Source organism: Clostridium sp. ZBS15, from assembly GCF_023845705.1.
Classification (GTDB): domain Bacteria; phylum Bacillota; class Clostridia; order Clostridiales; family Clostridiaceae; genus Clostridium; species Clostridium aquiflavi.
On the sequence record NZ_JAMQHY010000034.1, the window covers coordinates 86,928 to 108,608 of the forward strand.

Here is a 21,681-nt window from a genome sequence, read left to right on the forward strand (position 1 = left end):
ATTTTGTATTCACAAAAACCAAGTTAATTTAATATCTTAGTTATATATGTATGTTAAGAGGTGTTTTATGGAAATCGCTATAGATGCTCGTAGTTCTACATTACATCAGGGGACAGGTATAGGAACTTACACTAACAATCTTATATCTAATATGTTATCTGTAAATTTTGAAGATAATTTCACTTTATTTTGTTCTGGAAAATTTAATAAAGACTTTATTAATAAAAACACAGATATTATATATTCTTCAGGAAAACATTCTAGTTTTTATGAAAAATATTATATTCCAAATATATTAAAAGAAAAGAAGATAGATCTTTATCATATTCCTCAAAATGGAATTGGGCTAAAATATTCTAATGCATATAAAAATGTGGTTACTATACATGACCTAATTCCTTATATAATGCCTGAAACAGTTGGAAAAGGATATTTGGAACGCTTTCTTAAAGATATGCCTGAAATTATTTATAATTCAGATGGTATACTTACAGTTTCTGAATATTCAAAGAAAGATATATTAAAGTTTTTTAATGGTTATCCTGAAGATAAAATATTTGTAACTCCACTTGCAGCTAACTCTAAGTTTAAACTTTTAAATAAAATAAATTGTAAAAATTATTTAAATACAAAATTTAATATAAATCAGCCATTTGCTTTGTATATAGGTGGATTTAGTTCAAGAAAAAATGTTTTAGGAGTTATCAAAGCATATATGAAAACATATAAAGATTTTAAAAAGCCCTATAAATTAGTTTTAGTTGGTGGATTAAAAGATGAAGGTGAAAAATTATTAGATTTTGTTAAAACCAATAATTTAGAAGATAATATTATTTTCCCTGGATATGTAAGCGATGATTTATTGCCTATTTTTTACAATGCATGTGACGTGTTTTTATATCCTTCTTTTTATGAAGGTTTTGGACTGCCTCCATTAGAAGCGATGAGTTGTGGAGCTCCCGTAATATCCTCAATTCTCTCTTCAATTCCTGAGGTAACTTCCAATGATGCAATACTTATTAACCCTTATGATGAAGAATCTTTAAAAAATTCATTGGTTGAAGTCCTGAATAATGATAGTTTGAAATCTGAATTATCAAAAAAAGGATATAATAGAAGCCTCCAATTTACATGGAGGCAAACAGCAATAAAAACATTAGATGCTTATAAAAAGATTATACAATCTTAAGCTTAATCTAAAAGTTCATTTTTTATTTTAATATATTTATCATATTGTTTCATAATTGGAGCTCTCTCTTCTATGTTGCTCATTACAACGAGAGGGCTTTTTCCTGTGAAATTTTTAATTGTATCTTCTGTTTTTATATTTTTATAAGTATAAAGAAAACTAGAAAAAAACTTTCCTTCTTGAATATAATCCATTGAAACTTTCGTATTAGTTATTAAATATGTTATGAATTTTTCTACTAATTCAGCATTTTCTTGCTCATCATCTAAAACTATTAAATTATCTCCTTCTTCACAATAAAATCTATTAGTTCCTAAACTTATGCTTGGAGGATTGATTGCAGTCCATTCACACTCTACATCCAATGCTTTAAGCTCTCTCATTGCATCAATTGAAGATATCCTAGCCAAGAATTTTCCATCACTATTTAAATTTAATATATTATTATTTCTAAGAGTATCTATTCTTTCTTTAACTTCATTTTTTATAACATCTTCTGTCTTGTCCTCATCTATATATTGCATAATAATCAAGCTAACCAAGTCCTCATAATCACTTCCTGTAGCATTTAGAATCTGAACAGTGCCATTGCTTTTGTTATATATATCAACACCTAATTTTATAAAATCATCCCAAGTGTTAATATCATCACTACTATAGCCATACTCTCTTAACATATCAGTTCTTATATATAATACCATTGGTTTGGAGTTTAATGGAACTCCCATTAATTTATCATCTATTCTAACTTGATTTATTCTGGACTTTGAAAAATTTTTAGAATATGTATCTAAAATTTTTTTCATATCCTTATATTTAATATTATTATTTTCATTTAAATTTTCAAATTCTAATCTATTTAATAATAATATATCAGTAGATTTATACTTATTATATTTTTCCTTGTTTAATGTTTCACTATAATCATCAATACTATTAATCTCTATATGAACTTTATTATTATCTTCCATGAATTTATCACTGCATTGCTTTAAGTATTCATATGAATCTTCTTTTACAAAAACATTTATGTACCCCTTAACTTTTGGAGTATTATCATCTTGGATGTAAAGTACACAAGATATAATGATAATTACAGTTACAAAAAAAGTTAAGCAATATTTAAGTATATTTCTCATTATTCACACCTCTAAATATTTAACATTATTTTTTATACTTTTGCTCATATTTTAAATAAGTTAAAGCAAAAAGTACTGCTAATATACCACAAAGTAATTTTATAAAAATATATATAGACAATAACTTTGGAGCTACACTTGATACATACCCCATTTGACCTCCAAGTACATACGCACCTCCAACTGAAAATGCTGTACAAATAATTTTACCTCTATCATCTAGTTTATCGAAATTTGAAAATATAACAATTGCTGAAGCTAAACTTCCAATAAGTGCAGCAATAGAATTCAAATTGATATTAAAAAGTTTACTTATTCTACTTAAAGGTTTGCTTAATGATCTTTTTATTACTTCTAACATCACATATGCACCGCCTAAAAACAGAGCTATTCTTCCAACAATAGTAATTACTTCTTCAATAGGCATAATATTATTCAAAAGCTTTATTCCTGAAATAGAATATACCCCTTGTATGATTAATCCTATTATACTTATAAACATTATCATTTTTCCTAAATATTTAAAAATTATTATTAGTTTTTTGGGTCTAAAAATTATACCTAATGTTAAAATTATTGAGAGTAATATTACAGGAAGTAAGTTATAAATTAAAGTGTACACTTGTACCCTTAACATTATTCCTCCAATAAATAAACCTAAAGGCATTGTTATAATTCCACATAAAATCCCCTTAAATACTATTTCCATCATTTCTTGTTTCACTAAACCTACAGCTAATGGTAAAGTAAAGCTAATAGTACAGCCTAAAATTGATGACATTAATATCCCTGAGAAATTCCCCATAGAATTAGATAATGCTAATTCATTAGATAAATTAAAACCACCCATATCAATTGCTATTAGACTTGCTGGAAATATAGATGCATCTAAAGATAGTTTTTGTGCTATTGGTGTTAAAAAGTTAGTTAAAACCTCAGCTAAAAATGGTGTTAAAGACAATATACCAACCATAGATATAGCAAGCGATCCCATTGTTTTTATGCCTTCTTCAAAGTAACTAGATACTTTTAATTTATCTCCTTCTATATAGTCAATAGCACCAATTAAAAAGAAAAATGCTATAATACTTAATACTATATTATTCATGTTTTTCCTCCATATTTAAATTAAATAACTAAAATCCATAATACTCCTTATTGTATAAATTATTGCTAAGAGTATTTAAATTCTAAACATCTAAGCTTTGTCCCAGTTAATGGTATAAATATTTCAAATTTAGACGTAATAAAAAGTCTATCTAATACTAACAATTCTTTTATATGGAATCAATATTAAGTATAACATAAAAAGTCTCCTTTATTATAAAAGAAGACTTTTTATAAACAAAACTCAACTATATTAATCTATTTTCCTAGCATAATTAATTCTAAGTTAGTTTCTTAATTACAATTAGAAATTATCTATCTGCAATGATGACTATGATTGCTTCCACAGCCACTTGAATTATCTTCTGAATCATCACTTGTACCATTTACGCCTATACAAGATCCTTCATAACAATCAACATCTAGTGGAGCGTATCTAATTGAAACATTATCTTTGTATACTTTTAACATATATCTTTTACCTGGACATAAAGGTCCAAGTAAAAATTGACCGTATTTATCAGTAAAAGTGTGAGTTAATGGAACTGGGGTTTTTTGTCCACATCCAGTAACTTGTAATAATTTAACTACTGCATCAGCTACAGCAGCGCCATTTTCATCTATTACTGTTCCATAAATACAACTTCTTCTATCTTTTGATAATCTAATTACCGCATCAATCTGTTCATTTTCTCTAGGACAAATAGAACATACACTTATTCTTCCGCTCATTATTTTTACCTCCAAAAGTTTATTTATGATAATAAAATATGACTCAAGCTTCCATTTTGTGAATATTTTATACAGTATTTATTTTTTTCTCTTATAAAATAAGTATATATATTAAAAAATGCCATGCTTAATTAAAAAATTAAACATAGCATTTGGAATAAACTAATTAGATTTTTCTTCTAATATAATTTCTAAATCAACATTTTTTCCGTCTCTTGCAACTTGAATTTTAACTTTATCTCCTACTTCTTTTCCTGACTTTAATTCTTTTAATTCATTAAATTTTGTAATGTTTTTTCCATCAAATTTAGTTATTACATCTCCAACTTTTACTCCTGCTTTTTCTGCTGGTGAAAATTCTTCAACACCTGCTACATATATTCCTTCTGGTAAATCATATCTTTTAGCAAGATTATTATCAATCTCTCTTACTTGTATTCCTAAATTTAATATAGGCTTAGATAATGAATCCATCTTTTCTTTTACTTCATTTATTGGAATTGCAAATCCCATACCTTCAACACTAGTTCCACTTAATTGAGTACCTATTTTCATTGAATTTATTCCGATAACTTGACCTTTAGAATTAACTAATGGTCCACCACTATTACCTGGGTTTATAGCTGCATCTGTTTGTATAAGATTAACACTAGTTCCACTTTCACTTGCTACATTTCTATTTACAGCACTTATAACACCTTGTGTAAGTGTTTGTGCAAACTCCTTTGAAAGAGGTGTTCCAATTGCTATAACTTGATCTCCAGGGAATAAAGCATCAGAATCTCCTAGTTCAGCAACTGCTGGAACCTTAGTTCCATCTTCCACTTTAATCATTGCAACATCTTTTGCTTCATCATAATTTACTACTGTTGCATTAACTTCTTTTCCATCACTTAACGTAACTTTTACCTCATTTGCACCTTTTATAACATGATTATTAGTTAATATATAACCATCCTCATTTATAATAAATCCAGATCCAATTCCCTCAACTTCTTGTGGAAAAAATCCAGAATTTGATAATCCTTTTGTAGATACAATTACAACTGCAGGTGCTACTTTATTAAATGCTTCTGTTGTAGAAAGTGTCCCTGAAGATGTTTCTTGAGTAAATATTGATGGGGAATAATTTTTATATTGTGCAGCAGAAATATTATCTTTAACTAATAAGTACGTTATTCCACTACCAAAAATTCCACCAACTAATGCAATTACTAATGAAGTTGCTACACTGGCAATTTTTTTTTTTCTTTTTTTCTTTTTTTTCTGTATATTATTGTCTATGAAACTCTCATCTGTATATTTAATTTCATTTTCATTTACATCTATAAAATTCTCTTTATTATCCATAATAAATTCCTCCTAAAATTTTTATATTTATCTTACACTCTTAGTATAAAGTTATTTTGTGTCAGAAAAATGTCAATATAAGAATATGGGACATTAATATATGTACTACATATTAATATCCCATATTTTTCATTTATTATTTAATAATCTTAATATTAGTTTTATGAATTAACTTTTTCTATTTTTTTTGCCTTTTTTATTATATTATTAACGCCATCCACAATACTTTGTTGATCATGTAATGCATATGGACTGCTCAATATTGAAGACTTATATACTGTTAATAAAGAATTCTCTATAACTTCATCTGATTCAGAAGTAATGTTATTGCTTATTATATATGTTGGTTTAATTTTTATTATGTTATCAATCTTTGTATTAATATCTTTTTTACATAAGTTTCCTATCTCATCATATATTGCCTTAGTATAATTTTTTTTATTTTTATGTATATTAATTTCTTCTTTTGCTCCATTAGGTAAATCTTCTATATCAATATTGCTTTTTATTAATCCTAATTTGTCACTTAACTCTGTAATATAAAAATAACTTCCTATAAATCTTAATTTAGATTTATAATACTGCCATTTTATAGATTCTGAATATTCTTTACTGTTCACTAAATCATAAGATAATGGATTTATCAAGACAAGACCTGCTACTAGTTCTGGATATTTTTCTGTAAAATTCATAGAAATTAAACTTCCATATTCTTCACTAACAAATACATATGGTTCGCTAGCACCAGATTTTTTTAATAAATTTTTCAAATCTTCTGCTTGTTCCTCTGGTGTTCTTCGTTCACCAGAATCACTAAATCCATATCCTTTTCTGTTATATACAAATGTTTTAACATCAGCATCACGTTCTAGTTTTTTACAAACTTCATCCCATTGATATATGTTACTCCCAATTCCTCCATCAAAGACTATAGTATATGATCCTGTTCCCTTAATTTTATATTCTAATTTCTTAGTCTCTACTCTAACATATTTTAAACTTGCCTTTAATTTTTCATTTGCAATAAAATTGCTTATGGATTGCACTAAAAAGCCAGTTATAAGAAAAACAATTATGATAATTAATGCTCTTCTTAAAAAATCTAATAAATTAAATTTAGGTGATTTAATTCTTTGAAATCCATTCGAATGAGGCAATAAATTCATATTTAACGTTCTCCCAACTTCAAATTAGGCTTTGCATTTATATCAAAAGAAGAAACATAATTTTTTTCATAATTAAAATATGCTGCACTTCCTATCATAGCTGCATTATCTGTGCATAATACTGGCTCTGGAAATAAAATTTCAATATTTTTTAATGCACCCTCTTTTTTTAGAGTTTCCCTTAAACAAGAATTAGATGCAACACCACCTGCTATAGCTATTTTATTAACATTTTTTTTCTTACAAGTTAAAAATACATTATCTTTTAAAACATCTATAACGGCTTTTTGAAATGAAGCAGCTACATCAGCATTGTTAACTTCAATCCCCTTCATCTTAGCTTTATTCAAATAATTTAATACAGCAGATTTTACTCCACTAAACGAAAAATCTAATGTGTCTTCATGGAACTTAGCTCTTGGGAAAGAAATAGCATTAGGATCTCCTTCTTTTGCTAATTTATCAATTTTAGGACCTCCTGGATATCCAAGTCCTAAAGATCTTGCTACCTTATCGTATGCTTCTCCTACTGCATCATCCCTAGTTTTTCCTATAACTTCAAAATCACAAAAATCATTAACAGAAACTATAAAAGTATGTCCTCCTGATACAACTAAAGATATAAATGGTGGCTCTAAGTCCTTATATTGTATGAAGTTTGCACACATATGACCTTCTATATGATTTACTCCAATTAATGGTTTTTTAGCTGCAAAAGCCAATCCTTTAGCATATTGAAGTCCAACTAAAAGTGCCCCTATTAAGCCTGGTCCATAAGTGACACCTATGGCATCAATATCATCTAAAGAAACACATGCATCCTCTAAAGCTTTTTTCACTACATAATCTACTATTTCAATATGCATTCTAGATGCAACCTCTGGTACCACTCCACCAAATTTTTTATGAGTATCTATTTGTGTAGATATAACGTTAGATAAAACTTCTCTTCCATTAACAACAACTGCTGCTGAAGTTTCATCACAACTTGATTCTATTGCTAAAATTAATTTTTTATCCATAATTAAATACCTCTTTTATTTAATTCAATTACTAAATCTATATTTATTAGTTATATTTTATAAGAGTGTGATATATACATAAGCAAAATAAACTGAGTAATTAAGCTAATATCAATTTTCTTATTGTATATATCAACACATACTTAAAACATATTCTATTATTAAAACATTATGTTCAAATACAGATTAACACAAATATTATACTGTATCTAACATATATTATCAATTTTTGATTATTGTATAAGTTACCATTATACTATATATTTTTATATAGTATAATTATATTTTAATGAAATTTATATAAATATTAAGGAGTTTTTATGACAACCTATGCTAAAGTAATTGTTAATGGTTCACCAATAACAAAATCAAATTTTAAATTACATAATACTAATGGACGTGCTATCTTACCTAGTAATTCTGGTAAATATCATGATAGATATGCTATATATGAGCAAGAAATTGCTCTTATTGCTAGAAGTCAAAATCCAGATATTATATTAGAAGAAAGTTTAATAGCTATACTAAAAGTTTATTATAAAAGTGAAAAACGTCATCCAGACACAATAAATATAACAAAAAGTATATTTGATGGAATAGAAAAAAGTGGTCTTATCATAAATGATGCTCAGATTACTAGAATAATCGTCGAGGAATATTATGATAAAGAAAATCCTCGCTTTGAATTAGAACTATTTGCCGAAAGTGAATATGAAATTAATTATTCCATAAATAAAAAATCAGTTTTAGGTAATCCTAAATTATACTCTCCAATAAAGAAAAACGTATTAAATCCAAATACTAACAAGAATAAAGATATAGAAACTAACAAAAATTTTTGTACAATTTGTAATACTATACTAAAAACAAATGATTACATAAAAGCAGATGGTGGAAAAACACTGATATGTAAAAAATGTTTCAATAAATTATTTTAAAGGTGGGTTTGTTTTATGAATAAACATATAGATATAATATTTTTAGGTGATAGTTTAACTTTTGGATATGGTATTCCTAAAAAAGATTCCTGGGTTTATAAAATTCAAAACAGCCTAAACTTAACCTCACTAAACAAGGGCTGTAATGGTGATACAAGTACAGGAATGCTTACTAGATATTATGAAGATGTAATAAAATATACTCCTAATAAAATATTTATTATGTGTGGTAGCAATGATTTGCTTTTAGGAAGAACTGTAAAATCAATAATTGAAAATATAGAATTAATGATACAAGAAGCTTTAGAAATCAACTCTAATGTTATCATAGGCATTCCACCTTCAATCATAGGAAATATGGCAAATGAATTATTTTCATATTCACCTTTTTATAGCTATGCAGAAAAAAATTTAATTAATTTAAAAGAGGAAATAATTAATTTAACTATTAACTATAACCTCTCTTTTATAGATTTCTATTCAATTACTTTAAATAATAGTGATATATATTTAGATGGAATACATCTTAATTCTTTAGGAAATGACCTTATGTATAAAAATGCTATTTGCTATTTCTAATTTATTTTTTTAATATATTCTGCTGATTTTATTCCACAATTAATACCATCTGTTTCTTCCATTATAAGAGCTAACTTTCCATAAATTAAATTACCACAAGCAAAAATTCCTTCTTTAGAAGTCTCAAACTCTTTTGTTTCTGGAACAAATGTACTTTTATTAATATCTATTTTTAAATTTTGAGCAAGTTTATTTTCTGGTCTAAATCCAACTGATAAAATTAAAGAATCACATTCTATTTTAGAAGTTACATCTTCTTTTAAATTTAGTACTTTAATTTTATTTATTCTTTTATTACCGTAAATTTCTACAACTCTAGAATTTTCTATAATTTCTATGGAAAATCCATCTATTAAGTTTTCAATTTCTTCATCTATTAATTCTTTGATTTCATCTTCAATTATTATTGCTTCTACACTGCCACCTTCAATTAAAATACGTCTAGCTACTAAAAATCCCCATTTATTTTTAGCAATTATCACTGTTTTCTTACCTGGAAGATACCCTTCTAAATTAATTAATCTATGTGCAGATCCTAAAGTAAATATTCCTGTTAATCCATGAGTTGGAACCATAACACTTCCTGTATATACTTCTCTTGATCCAGTTGCTAGTATTATTGCTTTTGCATATACTTCTTTACTTCCTTCTATTGAATTAACATAAGTTATTTTTTTATCGTCTACTATGTCTATAACATTTGTGTTAAGCTTAATATCTATATTAAATTTTTTTAATTTTTCTTCAATAAAATATACATATTCAGGTCCAGTTACTTTTTCTCCTAAAAGTTTTTCACCAAATGCATTATGAATACATTGATTTAATATTCCTCCTAAGCTATGTTCTCTCTCAAATATTAATATATTTTTTATTCCATTTCTCGCTGCACCTAAAGCAGCAGTCATACCAGCTATTCCTCCACCAATTACAATTAAGTCATATTCTAACATTATATTTCCTCCAAATATACAAATCACATATTATAATTTTACTAAGTTATTAGATTCATTTATTATATCTACTATATCAATCATATCGATAATTTCCGAAAAATTATTAGATATATTTAACTTATAATACTCTAAAGATTTATCATGTACAAATACACTTACACCTTCTTGATATAATAATTTTATATTTTCTAACCATCCAGTATTCTCTGGTAATTCTTCAAACACTTTTACACCTTCATTTAAAAATATAATATTTTTAGGAAGCTTTATAGCATCACTTAATGCATTTAAATAATCATTTAATAGAATTTTTCCTAATTTAGAATCTCCTGTTCCAAACTTATCTGATGTTATTAAAACTGAAAATACAGTTTCATCTATTGCCTCTAAACATCCTCTTTTTTCTATAAATACCTGAACATTTTCATCATTTTCTTCTACATCTACATGATATCCTAAATTCATAGCAAAATTAACTATATTAGAATTATCAGATTGTTTTTCTATAATAACTATTGCTTCACCTTCTCCTATAGAATTGAAATATTTTTTTACCATTCTTATAGTTTTAGGAAAAGACAAACCTCTGCAATCTATTTCTTTCATAAAATTTCTCCCCCTTAGTTTATATTAAGTATAAAATTAAGATAAGATAATTATATCATGTTTAATTTTATATGGGTTGTTTGATTTATGTATTTATGTATAATATAAGATGTTAACTCTTTGATAATAATTATTGTATTAATTTTATCATTTTTTTATTAATTCGTAGATTGAGGTGAATTTATGCATTCTTACAAAAATAAAATTATTAATGTACTTAATAAAAATACACTAAACCAATTAATATTATTTTTATTTCCATTAGTTGCTATAGTACTTAAATGTATATTCTTTCAAGGATTCATTACAGGAATCAATCCTTATAGTTTTGATTATAATGTTGGTTATGAATATGCTAGACCATTCTTAAATTATTATCTAGCTTTCGTCTTAATATTCATAAGTTTTTCACTTTTATTTAAAGGAAAAGCAAGGATAGTATATATTTTCATAATAAACATTTTATTAACTGCAGTTATTGTCTTAGATGTTTGTTATTTCAGAGGATTTTTAACAGTTCCTTCTGTTCTTATTGCTACTCAAACAGCAAATTTAGATAATTTATCTGGTGCAATATATTCTATGTTTAGTCATTTAGACTTTATCTTTATAATAGATTTATTTGTACTAGGAATTTATGTTTACTTTACTAGAAAATATGTATCTGAAATAAATAAAAGAGCAATTAAAACTTTCCTTGTAACTTTTATTATGCCAATATTATTTATAGCTTATGTTCCTTTTAATATACATATTCTAAATAATAAAGATGTTAAGGACGCTTATTTATATGATAATTACGATCCAACAAATACAGCTAGATATTTTTCACCAATAGGATATCATGTATTTGACTTATATACTGTTTATCGTGATTCAAAACCATATAAATTCACAGCTGAAGATGAAAATAATTTAAATAAATTATTTGAAATGAAAAATGAAAACTTACCTAACAATGATTATTTTGGTATATCTAAAGGTAAAAATTTAATTTACATTCAAGTTGAATCTTTAGAAAGCTTTGTTATAAACAAAAGTATTAATGGAAAAGAAATTACCCCTGTATTGAACAAATTAACATCTGATGGTTTCTATTTCCCTAATGTATTTGAACAAGTTAATGAAGGTACAAGCTCTGATAGTGACTTAATGGTTAATACATCTATGCTTCCATTAAGAAGAGGAAGTACTTTCTTTAGATATCCAAATGCTACTTACAACTCTTTACCTAATATATTAGAAGAAGAGGGATATAGTAATATTGCTATACATCCTGATAAAGGATCATTTTGGAATTATTCTGCTGGACTTAAAGGAATAGGATTTGATAAGTTTAATGATTACTATTCATTCAATGCAGATGAAACAATTGGAATGGGAATAAGTGATGGAAGCTACTTTAAGCAAGTTGTTCCAATGTTAAAAGAACAATCTAATCCATTTTATGGTCTAACAGTAACATTAACAAGTCACGGCCCATTTGATATACCAAAAGATTATAGAGAATTAGGACTTGATCCTGAATTAGATGCTAGTGAATTAGGTGGATATTTTGAAAGTTTACACTATACAGATGCTCAAATAGGTAACTTCTTAAAATTACTAGATAGTGAAGGATTATTAGAAAATAGTGTAATAGCTATTATGGGCGATCACACAGGAGTTCATAAATATTATAATAATGGAATTGAAAAGTTATCTAATAAAGAAGATTGGTATTTAGATACTTGTAATCCTGTAGTTCCTCTTGTAATTTATGATACTTCTATAAAAACAGGTAAAACTTTTGATTTATATGGTGGACAAATTGATGTTATGCCAACTTTACTTTATATGCTTGGCATGGATAAAGAAAAATATCAAGACACTGCTTTAGGAAGAAATCTGCTAAATACAAATAAATCATTTGCAATCTTAACAGATGGTACAATAAAAGATCAAAACACCCTTTCTGATGAAGACAAAGAAACATACAAAAAAATATTAGATTTATCAGATAAAATGATAAGGGCAAATTACTTTAAAAAATAATACTCTATATAATTAGGCTATCTTTTTGACACCTATTCAAAACATAGCTAAATAAAAAATAGAAGGACTACAAAATTAGTCCTTCTATTTTTTATGTTTATTCAATAAATCTACTATATTATTAATATCTTTTTAAATAAATGTTAATATTTTAGTATAATTGCATAGTGGCATTGGAATTTACTTTATAAGACAATATATTATTTATTTTCCTGCTATTGATAATTCCTTTATAACAACGCATGGTGAACCTACGCTACTCATAGGGAATTTTAAATCACTTCCTATTTCCTCTACATCTTTAATTAGTGTAAAGAAGTTTCCTGCTACTGTAATTTGTTCTATTGGGAATGTCTTCTTTCCATTTTCAATCATAAATCCCTTAGATGCTAAAGAAAAGTCTCCAGTAACGGAGTTAGCACCAGAATGAAGGCCCGCAAATTCAGTTATTATTACTCCGTTATTAACCTCTTTACATATGTCTTCAAAGTTTTTCTTTCCTGGTTTTATATAAAAATTTGTTGGACTAATCCCTACTATTGATGCATAAGATGATTTAAATCCATTACCTGTAGATTTAACATTAGCCTTATGTGCTGTCTTTAAATTATATAATAATGTATTTAGTTTCCCATTAGTTATAACTTCTTTTTTATAAGTTGCAACACCTTCATCATCAAATGCCGTTGTTCCAAGTCCATCTTCAAGATGAGGATCATCTATTAACGTTACTTTATCTGAAGCTATAATTTCTCCTTCTTTACCTTTTAATAAAGATAGTCCTTTTTGTGCTTGTTCAGCATTAAAAATTCCTGAAAAAGTTCCAAGTAATGATACCATAGCTTCATTATTTATAACCACTTTATATTTTCCTGATTCTATGCTTCTTCCACCAATTCTTGAAAGAGCCTCTTCTAGTCCATCTTTAGCTAATTTTTCTGGATTAATATCAGATTCTCCCTTTGCAATAACATATCCCATGCCATCATATTTTTCATTATTATCTTCAATTATTGGAACTACGTAAGCTGTTAAGTGATTTCTTGAAGTTGATAAATCCAAACCCTTTGAATTTAATATTCCATAACTAGATTTTCCATATCCTATTCCGCAGCCACCAAAATTAACGACTTTATCACATTGCTTTTTACATTCACTTTCCATTTCTAAAGCTAATTTTATAAGCTTATCAGGTTTTATATTATCCAATTCATCCTTATAACAATTGATTTCATTATACTGACTATCACCGTCATATATAAATTGAGTATCATCATTTTCTATAACTAAAGCTGCACTTTTAGCATTTTCTATAAGAGTATCTATAGAATTTTCATCTAATATCTCTGTATATGAATATCCCATTTTATCATTTATTTTTCCTCTAAATGATAATCCAAATGAATTGTTTAATTTATATTTTTCAACGTCTCCATCATAAATATTTATACTTAAACTTTCTGCATCAGAATAATATATTTCACATTCATCAAATCCTGATTTTTTAGCTTTACTCATTAATTTCTCTTTAAACAAATTAAATTCCATGTACTATCTACCCCCAACTGTCATTTTCTTAACTCTAATCATAGGTTGACCTACATTAGTTGGAATACTTCCTGAAGAAGAACCACACATTCCTTGAGCTAATTCTAAATTATTACCCACCATATCAATGTCCATAAGAACTTCGCTACCTTTTCCAATAAGACTTGCGCCCCTTACTGGTTCCTTAATAACACCATTCTTAACTAAATATCCTTCTTGTACAGCAAAGTTAAATTCTCCAGTTACAGGATTAACTGAGCCTCCGCCTAACTTCTTAGCATATAAACCATCTGAAATTGATTTAATTATATCCTCTGGGTTATCTGTCCCATTTGCTATATACGTGTTAGTCATTCTTGAAGTTGGTTGGTATTTATAACTTTGTCTTCTAGAACTACCAGTTGGTTTCATATTCATTCTTCTACCATTTAATTTATCAATCATATATCCTTTTAATATACCATTTTCAATTAAAATATTTTTTTGAGTTTTATTACCTTCATCATCTATATTAAGTGAACCCCAAGCATTAACTATTGTACCATCATCTATAGCTGTTACTTTAGTTGACGCTATTTGCTGTCCTAATTTATTAGCAAAAACAGAATTACCTTTAGCTACAGAGCTTGCTTCTAATGCATGACCACATGCCTCATGAAATATTACTCCACCAAATCCATTATCTATTGCAACAGCCATATTACCTGCTGGACAATTCTTTGCATGAAGCATTGTATGAGCTATTCTTGCTGCTTCTTTTCCATGATATTCAGGATCTATACTTTTAAACATTTCAATTCCCATATGTCTTCCTGGACCTTCAAATCCAGTTTGATTTTCTGATCCTTTAGATGCTATAGCATTTATTCCAAGTCTTGTTCTTATTCTTTTGTCTTCTATATATAATCCATCACTATTAGCAATTAAAATATTTTGCTCTTTATCACCATAGCTTGTTATAACCTGCGAAATTTCACTATTATAATTTTTAGCACTATTATAAGCTAACTTTAAAATATCTATCTTTTTGTTATAACTTACATCCTTAGGATAAAACATTATTGGATGTATTGTTTGTATCTTTTTCTCATTTATTATAATATTTTTTTCCTTTTCATTTTCATCACCTAAAGCTAATGCTGCTCTATAAGCTGTTTCTAATAAAGAATCTAAACTATTATTATTTGTATATGCATATACGCTCTTTAATCCTTTAAAAATTCTAATTCCAATACCATAGTTTCTTCCACCTATAGCATCCTCTACTTTTCCATCTATTAATGATATGGAATTATTTACAGAATCATCTTCAAAAATTTCTGCAAAATCCCCCCCAGTTATTAAGCATCTTGCTAATACCTGTGATACAATGCTTTTTGTTAACATATAAATCCTCCCTCATATTTTCAATCTTTTATATAATAAACTTCTTATTACAATACAATTACTATAATAATTTAAACTATACTACTCTTATATTCTCATATTATCCACTATAATACTATCCCATATTATAGTAAGTCTATCTTAATTTTAAATTTTACTTTAATAGTTTTTATATATAATTTATATATTATCTCATTTTAGCATTCCTAAGTTCAATTACTCAGTCCACTTTGCTTATGCATATATCAACACACTACTAAAACAGAGCCTAATTTAAAAATGGTTTTGCCCAAGTATCAACATAATCTCCTATGCACCATTCAGCCATTATAATTTGATCATTTTTATCCATTTCTATTATATCAAGTGGAACATTATTTATTTTTGAATTTTGAATTTCATCTATAAGCAAACCTTGTTCAGTTAAAATTAATGCTATTCTTTTGTTAGGAGATGTAAATGCATCTTTAATTCCTGGAAGTTCTCGCTTTAATGTTTTCCATGGAATTAAAAGAGAATCATAATTTACTAACTTCTTATTTTGTTTTAAATTTAAATTATAATCATATCCACTTCCCTCTAATCCATAAGCAGGTGATATTTTACCAATAACAGTCCATTTTCCATTTACTCTTTTAAGAGAAAAATTGCTATAATTCATATATGAACTATATTTTTGTTTCTCTTCATCAGAAAAATTATTAACAATATTATCATAAGCTTGGTTAAAAGCTTTATTAACATCAATGGTAAATATATCACTTATAACAATTGGTATATTAGACGTTATGTTATCTATTGGTAAAACCTCATATTTAGCATAATCCCCATTGAAATTATTACCTTCATATACCTCTGTAGCCACATAATCATTACCAACAAAATTTATACTTATATATCTATTTTTATCTATACTTTCTAAATTTTTATTATCATTATTAATAAAATCTTTATTATTAATTGGCTTAGCATCAAAATATTCATAATAATAATCATTTTTATTTATAAATTTTTTATTTATGTTCCAAATCCCATTCATACGAGGAACTATTAGACCTGATTTATCTCTTATAGGTTGTAATTCTCCATTTTTAAATGAAATATATAATGTCTTATACTCTTCTGTGTTATTTTCTTTATTTTTTGATTTTATGCCTAGATAAACTCCAACTGGATAATCATAATCATTAATTAATTTATTTTCTGCCTTATGTTCTTCATTTTTTGTATCATTTTCTACAACATCATTTATTTCATCAATAAAACTAACATTATACAATGCTCCATTGTAAAATATAAATCCATCTTTATCCGTATTCTCTATAAATTCAAACATTATATTATTATTATTAAAAATTGATATAACTTCATAATTTTCTTTGTCTAGGTTAAGATCTCTTATACTATATTTTTCTTCATATGAAATAACATAATCATCTTTAACTAATTTTAATTTGTATGAAATATTTCTATACTCAACATTCTTTAGCTTTATATATTCATTACATATTTCAATATTTTCTCCTACAGAAAATTTTTTATTACTAATAGAATATATATCATTATCTAAAATTTTATAGTCATTTATTTGCCAAACGCCTTTAATACTTAAAGATTTATTTTCTGGTGCCTTAATTTTATAAATTTTATTTTGTGCCACATCATTACACCCTATTATAAAAAAAGATATAAAAACAACTAAAAATATATTTATAAATTTTTTCATAAATCTGTCTCCCTTGTATTAGGAATTGATATAGTAACTCTAGTCATCTTCCCTTCTTCACTTACTATATCTAAATATCCATTGTGAAGATTAACTATTTCTTCACAAATAGATAATCCTATTCCGTTTTGAGATTTTGAATTAGCACCCTTATAGAATTTCTCTTTTATTTTTGGTAAATCACTTTTACTTATTCCACAGCCATTATCTTCTACTATTATTTTTAAATCTTTTTCTCCTTGATTAAAAATAACACTAACATTCCCACTTTTATCTACAAACTTAAATGAATTATCTATTAAATTTATTAGAACTTGCTTCATTCTATCTATATCTAAATAATATATTTTGTTATCTAAATTAGATAATACATTAAAGTTAATGCATTCTTTTAAAGCTCTAGGTATCATATAATTTTCTATATATTCTATTAATTCCATTATATTTACCTTTTCCCTCTTTAATTGCATTTTCCCATTTATAAGACGTGAAAAATCTAATAATTCTTCTACCATATTAGATAATCTATCTGTTTCTTTTTCTAATATATTAAAACCTAATTTAAATGTATCTTCATCAGTATTATTATCTTGAAGGGTTATTACCCAGCCTTTTATAGAAGTTAATGGCGTTCTTAATTCATGGGATACAGATGATATAAAATCATCTTTTAACTTTTCTCTTTTTATAATTTCTTCTGCCATATAATCTAATGTATTGGCAAGTTGAGCAACTTCGCCTTCTCCACTTATATTATTTCTAACTTTTAAATTTCCATTAGCCATTTTTTGTGAAATATTAGTTAGCCTTTTTATTGGATTTATAATTTTATTTGATAAAATTAAACTAATAATTATTCCTAAAAGCAATACAAATATAGATATTAACATAAAAAAGAAAAATATACATTTTAATTCATTATTAACCTCTTCTAAAGATATAACATATCTAATTATTCCTATGACTTCATTATCATTTAATAGTGGCTCTGAAACAGACATTACTTTATAATTGCTATAGCTTACATCACCAACATAGCTCCCACTTTCACCATTAATTGCTTTTTTAACATCAGGTTTTTCATGCAAATTATTATCATAAACTCCTATTGAATCCATTAGTAAGTTTCCTTTTTCATCTAATATTTGAACCTCAGCATTACTTTTATTCCAAAATGAATCAACATTGTCATATATATTTTCAATCAAACTTGATTTATATAAGTATTTATTATAAAAATTAGTTGCTATTTCTATTTGATTTCTTAGTAAAGTTTCAGCATTATCATAATAATATTTTTTTACAAATGTACCCAAAAGTACATTCATACATATAACAGTAAATAATATCAAAAATATAAAACTTCTAATTAGTGTATTTTTAATACTTTTCATTTTATTATCCTTTCCATCTGTATCCCTTACCCCATATTGTCTCTATAAATTTTGGTTCTGACGGATTATCTTCTATCTTAGCTCTTAGGCGTCTAATATTAACGTCTATTAACTTAGGATCACCAAAATAATCATATCCCCATATTAAATTTAAAAGCTCATCTCTTGAAAATGCTTTATTCGGATTTTTTAAAAATAATTTCATGAGTAGATATTCTTTTGGGGTGACATCTATTTCTATATTATTTTTAAATAATTTTTGCGAATATAAATCTATTATGAATGGTTCCCTAATTAGCTTATCAATATTTTCTTTATCATTATTTTCATCGCCAATTCGTCTTAATATTGCTTTAATTCTAAGAATTAGTTCTAATGGATTAAATGGTTTTATTATATAATCATCAGCACCATATTCTAATCCCATTATTTTATCCATATCTTGAGTACGTGCTGTAAGCATTATAATTCCTATTTTAGGATACCTTTTTCTTAATTCATCGCATACTTTAAAGCCATCTATACCTGGAAGCATAACATCTAAAATTGCTAAATTAATATTAAATTCTTCTGCTGCCTTAAGCCCATCTTCACCTGTTCCTGCTTCTATCACTTCAAAATTATTTCTTTTTAAATTTATTTTTATAAATCCTCTTATACTTTCTTCATCTTCAACTAATAGAATTTTAATCATAAATAAATACCTCCTATCTACATTATCCCTATTTATCTTTTTCTTATAATAAAAAAGTGGCTACGCCACCCTTCAATGAACAATTTACAATTGACAATGGACAATTGTGGTTGAAAGCCGCTGGCTTTCTTAAAAAATATATATTTAGAAATCACATTGTGATTTCATCCTAAATTGTCAATTGTTCATTGTCAATTGAAAAATATATCCATAACCTTAGATTTCATCAGCCTTTCAATCTTCAAAAATTCTATAATTTCCTATACAATAAAAAAGTGGCTACACCACCATTCAATGAACAATTGACAATGGACAATTGTGGTTGAAAGCCATAGGCTTTCTTAAAAAATATATATTTAGAAATAACGTTGTTATTTCATCCTAAATTGTCAATTGTTCATTGTCAATTCAAAAATATATCCATAACCTTAAATTTCATCAGCCTTTCCAAACATAGTGCATGAATAATGGTGCGACATATGATTATTTTTTATTCTTTAGGATACATTTCTTAAATTTTATCTAATTTATACTTTAATTTATCCACAGATTCTTTGATAATATAGTTTCTTAAAGAATAAAAAAGAGACTTCAAAAGCCTCTTTATATATATTTATGAAAATAACATTAAATTTATTTTATACTTTTAAGTTCATATCCTTGTTCTCTTAGATAATCTATTACTTGTGGTAATGCTTTGGCAGTTTCTTGTTTTCCTGCTGCGTCATGCATCAATATAACTGCTTTTTCTCTTCCAGCAACACTTTTCTTTACTTCTTCTAATAATTCAGAAGCAACTTTTGTTTTTCCTTCTGCATCCTTAGATAATGCATTCCATTCAATATAACTATATCCACCTTCTTTAAGCTTTTCTTTTATTGTATCTTGGCCTTTCCAAGACATAAGACCACCTGGAAATCTAATAGTTTTAGTTACAAAATCTTTTCCTAAAACTTGTCTAAATGTTTCATTATTTTTTTCTATATCACTCATAAAGTTTTCAATACTTACAATTCTATTAGGATATAAGTAATGATAATCATGTGAATATGTGTGACTAGCTACTGCATGTCCATCTTTAACTATCTCTTTTAACAACTCTTTAGTTCTATCGCTTTCATTTATAGATTTTCCTAATGTAAAAAATGTAGCTTTAGCATCTTTATCTTTTAATACTTTTAATACTTCTGGAGTTACACTTTCTGATGGACCATCATCAAAAGTTAAGTATGCAACCTTATGACCATTAGCACCTTCAGGCATCTTACCAATGCTTTGCTCATATAAGTATTTTTCTACAAAAGCTGCTGAATCAGCATTAGGATCTTCTTCTGCAGTTAAGTATCCTGAGTTGTCTAATTTATTCTCTTCTACCGGAGTACCCTCTGACTTATTTTCAGCTAGTACTTCATTATTATTACTAAGTTCACTTGCATCAGCATTAATACTTTTACTATGCATATATTTAGCTGATAACATTCCAGCTACTACCACAACTAAAACTATTGAAGAAAATAAAATTATTTTCTTTTTTTTATTTCTTCCAGCACTTCTTCTTCTATGATTAATATTATTACTCATTTACTGTTATCCCCCATAATCTTTTTATTTCAATATAGTTTGTCCATTTATTAAGTTAATCAAATTACTACACATATAATTATATAATACAGCATTTCTGTTTTTGTTACAAAATTATTACATATATAGATAATTTAAGACAATAAAAAAAAGCCGATCAAATCGACTTTAACAATATCAAATTGGCTCCGCGAAGAGGACTCGAACCTCCAGCCTATCGGTTAACAGCCGAGTGCTCCACCATTGAGCTATCGCGGAATATAATTGAAAGATTGTTCTTTCAAAATTGCACATAAAATGTATATAATAAATATGTATTGATCAAGCCCTCGACCTATTAGAATCAGTCAGCTAAATATGTTGCCACCCTTTCACATCTGAACTATCAACCTTGTAGTCATCAAGGGGCCTTACTAGCTTACGCTATGGGTAATCTCTTCTTGTAGGAGCCTTATCGCTTAGATGCTTTTAGCGTTTATCCTGTCCCGACTTAGCTACCCCGCTATGCTTCTGGCGACACTACTGGTACCCCAT

Annotated in this window: 18 protein-coding genes, 1 tRNA gene and 1 rRNA gene; 4 read left to right on the top strand and 16 right to left on the bottom strand. The window is 26.6% G+C overall.

The genetic code is table 11. The annotated features are described in order from the left end of the window. Positions 1-67: 67 nt before the first annotated feature. A complete protein-coding gene (locus tag NG904_RS10070) occupies positions 68-1,189 on the top strand; it encodes a glycosyltransferase family 4 protein (RefSeq protein ID WP_252231494.1) in 1,122 nt (373 codons plus the stop codon). Positions 1,190-1,191: 2 nt separating this feature from the next. Here NG904_RS10070 and NG904_RS10075 read toward each other — a convergent pair whose 3' ends face one another. From NG904_RS10075 to tsaD, 6 genes are all read right to left on the bottom strand, one after another. Further along, on the bottom strand, positions 1,192-2,328 hold the full coding sequence (locus NG904_RS10075; protein WP_252216249.1) for an ABC transporter substrate-binding protein: 1,137 nt from the start codon (positions 2,326-2,328) through the stop codon (positions 1,192-1,194). Between the two features lie 25 nt (positions 2,329-2,353). Further along, the gene (eutH, locus tag NG904_RS10080) at positions 2,354-3,436 is read right to left on the bottom strand and encodes an ethanolamine utilization protein EutH (protein WP_252216246.1); all 1,083 of its coding nucleotides are present in this window, start codon (positions 3,434-3,436) and stop codon (positions 2,354-2,356) included. Positions 3,437-3,750: 314 nt separating this feature from the next. Then, positions 3,751-4,167 (bottom strand): carboxypeptidase-like regulatory domain-containing protein, encoded by a 417-nt coding sequence (locus NG904_RS10085; RefSeq protein ID WP_252216243.1) that lies wholly within the window; start codon positions 4,165-4,167, stop codon positions 3,751-3,753. A 162-nt stretch (positions 4,168-4,329) separates the two neighbouring features. Then, positions 4,330-5,517: a S1C family serine protease gene (locus tag NG904_RS10090; RefSeq protein ID WP_252231496.1), complete on the bottom strand. Its 1,188-nt coding sequence runs from the start codon at positions 5,515-5,517 to the stop codon at positions 4,330-4,332. Between the two features lie 161 nt (positions 5,518-5,678). Beyond that, entirely contained in the window at positions 5,679-6,683 is a 1,005-nt protein-coding gene (locus tag NG904_RS10095; protein ID WP_252216237.1) for an alpha/beta fold hydrolase, read from the bottom strand. 2 nt (positions 6,684-6,685) lie between these two features. After that, positions 6,686-7,705, bottom strand: a complete 1,020-nt coding sequence (gene tsaD, locus NG904_RS10100) for a tRNA (adenosine(37)-N6)-threonylcarbamoyltransferase complex transferase subunit TsaD (RefSeq protein WP_252216234.1) — start codon at positions 7,703-7,705, stop codon at positions 6,686-6,688. Positions 7,706-8,025: 320 nt separating this feature from the next. On the opposite strand from tsaD, the gene NG904_RS10105 reads away from it, so the two are divergent. Continuing rightward, entirely contained in the window at positions 8,026-8,643 is a 618-nt protein-coding gene (locus NG904_RS10105; protein WP_252216229.1) for a RusA family crossover junction endodeoxyribonuclease, read from the top strand. Between the two features lie 15 nt (positions 8,644-8,658). Beyond that, a complete protein-coding gene (locus NG904_RS10110; RefSeq protein ID WP_252216226.1) occupies positions 8,659-9,222 on the top strand; it encodes a GDSL-type esterase/lipase family protein in 564 nt (187 codons plus the stop codon). Here the strand turns inward: NG904_RS10110 and NG904_RS10115 are convergent. Next, positions 9,219-10,175: an NAD(P)/FAD-dependent oxidoreductase gene (locus tag NG904_RS10115; protein ID WP_252216223.1), complete on the bottom strand. Its 957-nt coding sequence runs from the start codon at positions 10,173-10,175 to the stop codon at positions 9,219-9,221. The genes NG904_RS10110 and NG904_RS10115 overlap by 4 nt on opposite strands. A 30-nt stretch (positions 10,176-10,205) precedes the next feature. Further along, positions 10,206-10,784, bottom strand: coding sequence for a sulfurtransferase-like selenium metabolism protein YedF (gene yedF / locus NG904_RS10120; protein WP_252216221.1), 579 nt, complete (start codon positions 10,782-10,784; stop codon positions 10,206-10,208). A gap of 183 nt (positions 10,785-10,967) precedes the next feature. On the opposite strand from yedF, the gene NG904_RS10125 reads away from it, so the two are divergent. Then, positions 10,968-12,818, top strand: a complete 1,851-nt coding sequence (locus tag NG904_RS10125; protein ID WP_252231498.1) for an LTA synthase family protein — start codon at positions 10,968-10,970, stop codon at positions 12,816-12,818. Positions 12,819-13,022: 204 nt separating this feature from the next. On the opposite strand, the gene NG904_RS10130 is transcribed toward NG904_RS10125, so the two are convergent. From NG904_RS10130 to NG904_RS10165, 8 genes are all read right to left on the bottom strand, one after another. Then, positions 13,023-14,366 carry a TldD/PmbA family protein gene (locus NG904_RS10130; protein WP_252216218.1) on the bottom strand — a complete coding sequence of 448 codons (1,344 nt, stop codon included), beginning with the start codon at positions 14,364-14,366 and terminating at the stop codon, positions 13,023-13,025. A 3-nt stretch (positions 14,367-14,369) separates the two neighbouring features. Further along, entirely contained in the window at positions 14,370-15,752 is a 1,383-nt protein-coding gene (locus NG904_RS10135; RefSeq protein WP_252231500.1) for a TldD/PmbA family protein, read from the bottom strand. A gap of 268 nt (positions 15,753-16,020) precedes the next feature. Next, a complete protein-coding gene (locus NG904_RS10140; RefSeq protein WP_252231502.1) occupies positions 16,021-17,478 on the bottom strand; it encodes a hypothetical protein in 1,458 nt (485 codons plus the stop codon). Beyond that, on the bottom strand, positions 17,475-18,872 hold the full coding sequence (locus NG904_RS10145; RefSeq protein WP_252231504.1) for an ATP-binding protein: 1,398 nt from the start codon (positions 18,870-18,872) through the stop codon (positions 17,475-17,477). Before NG904_RS10145 ends, NG904_RS10140 begins: the two co-directional genes overlap by 4 nt. Before the next feature lie 4 nt (positions 18,873-18,876). After that, a complete protein-coding gene (locus NG904_RS10150) occupies positions 18,877-19,566 on the bottom strand; it encodes a response regulator transcription factor (RefSeq protein WP_252231506.1) in 690 nt (229 codons plus the stop codon). A gap of 633 nt (positions 19,567-20,199) precedes the next feature. Continuing rightward, positions 20,200-21,147 (bottom strand): polysaccharide deacetylase family protein, encoded by a 948-nt coding sequence (locus NG904_RS10155; protein ID WP_252231508.1) that lies wholly within the window; start codon positions 21,145-21,147, stop codon positions 20,200-20,202. 183 nt (positions 21,148-21,330) lie between these two features. Further along, positions 21,331-21,405, bottom strand: a tRNA-Asn gene (locus NG904_RS10160). A gap of 59 nt (positions 21,406-21,464) precedes the next feature. Further along, positions 21,465-21,681, bottom strand: a 23S ribosomal RNA gene (locus NG904_RS10165); the annotation flags it as partial.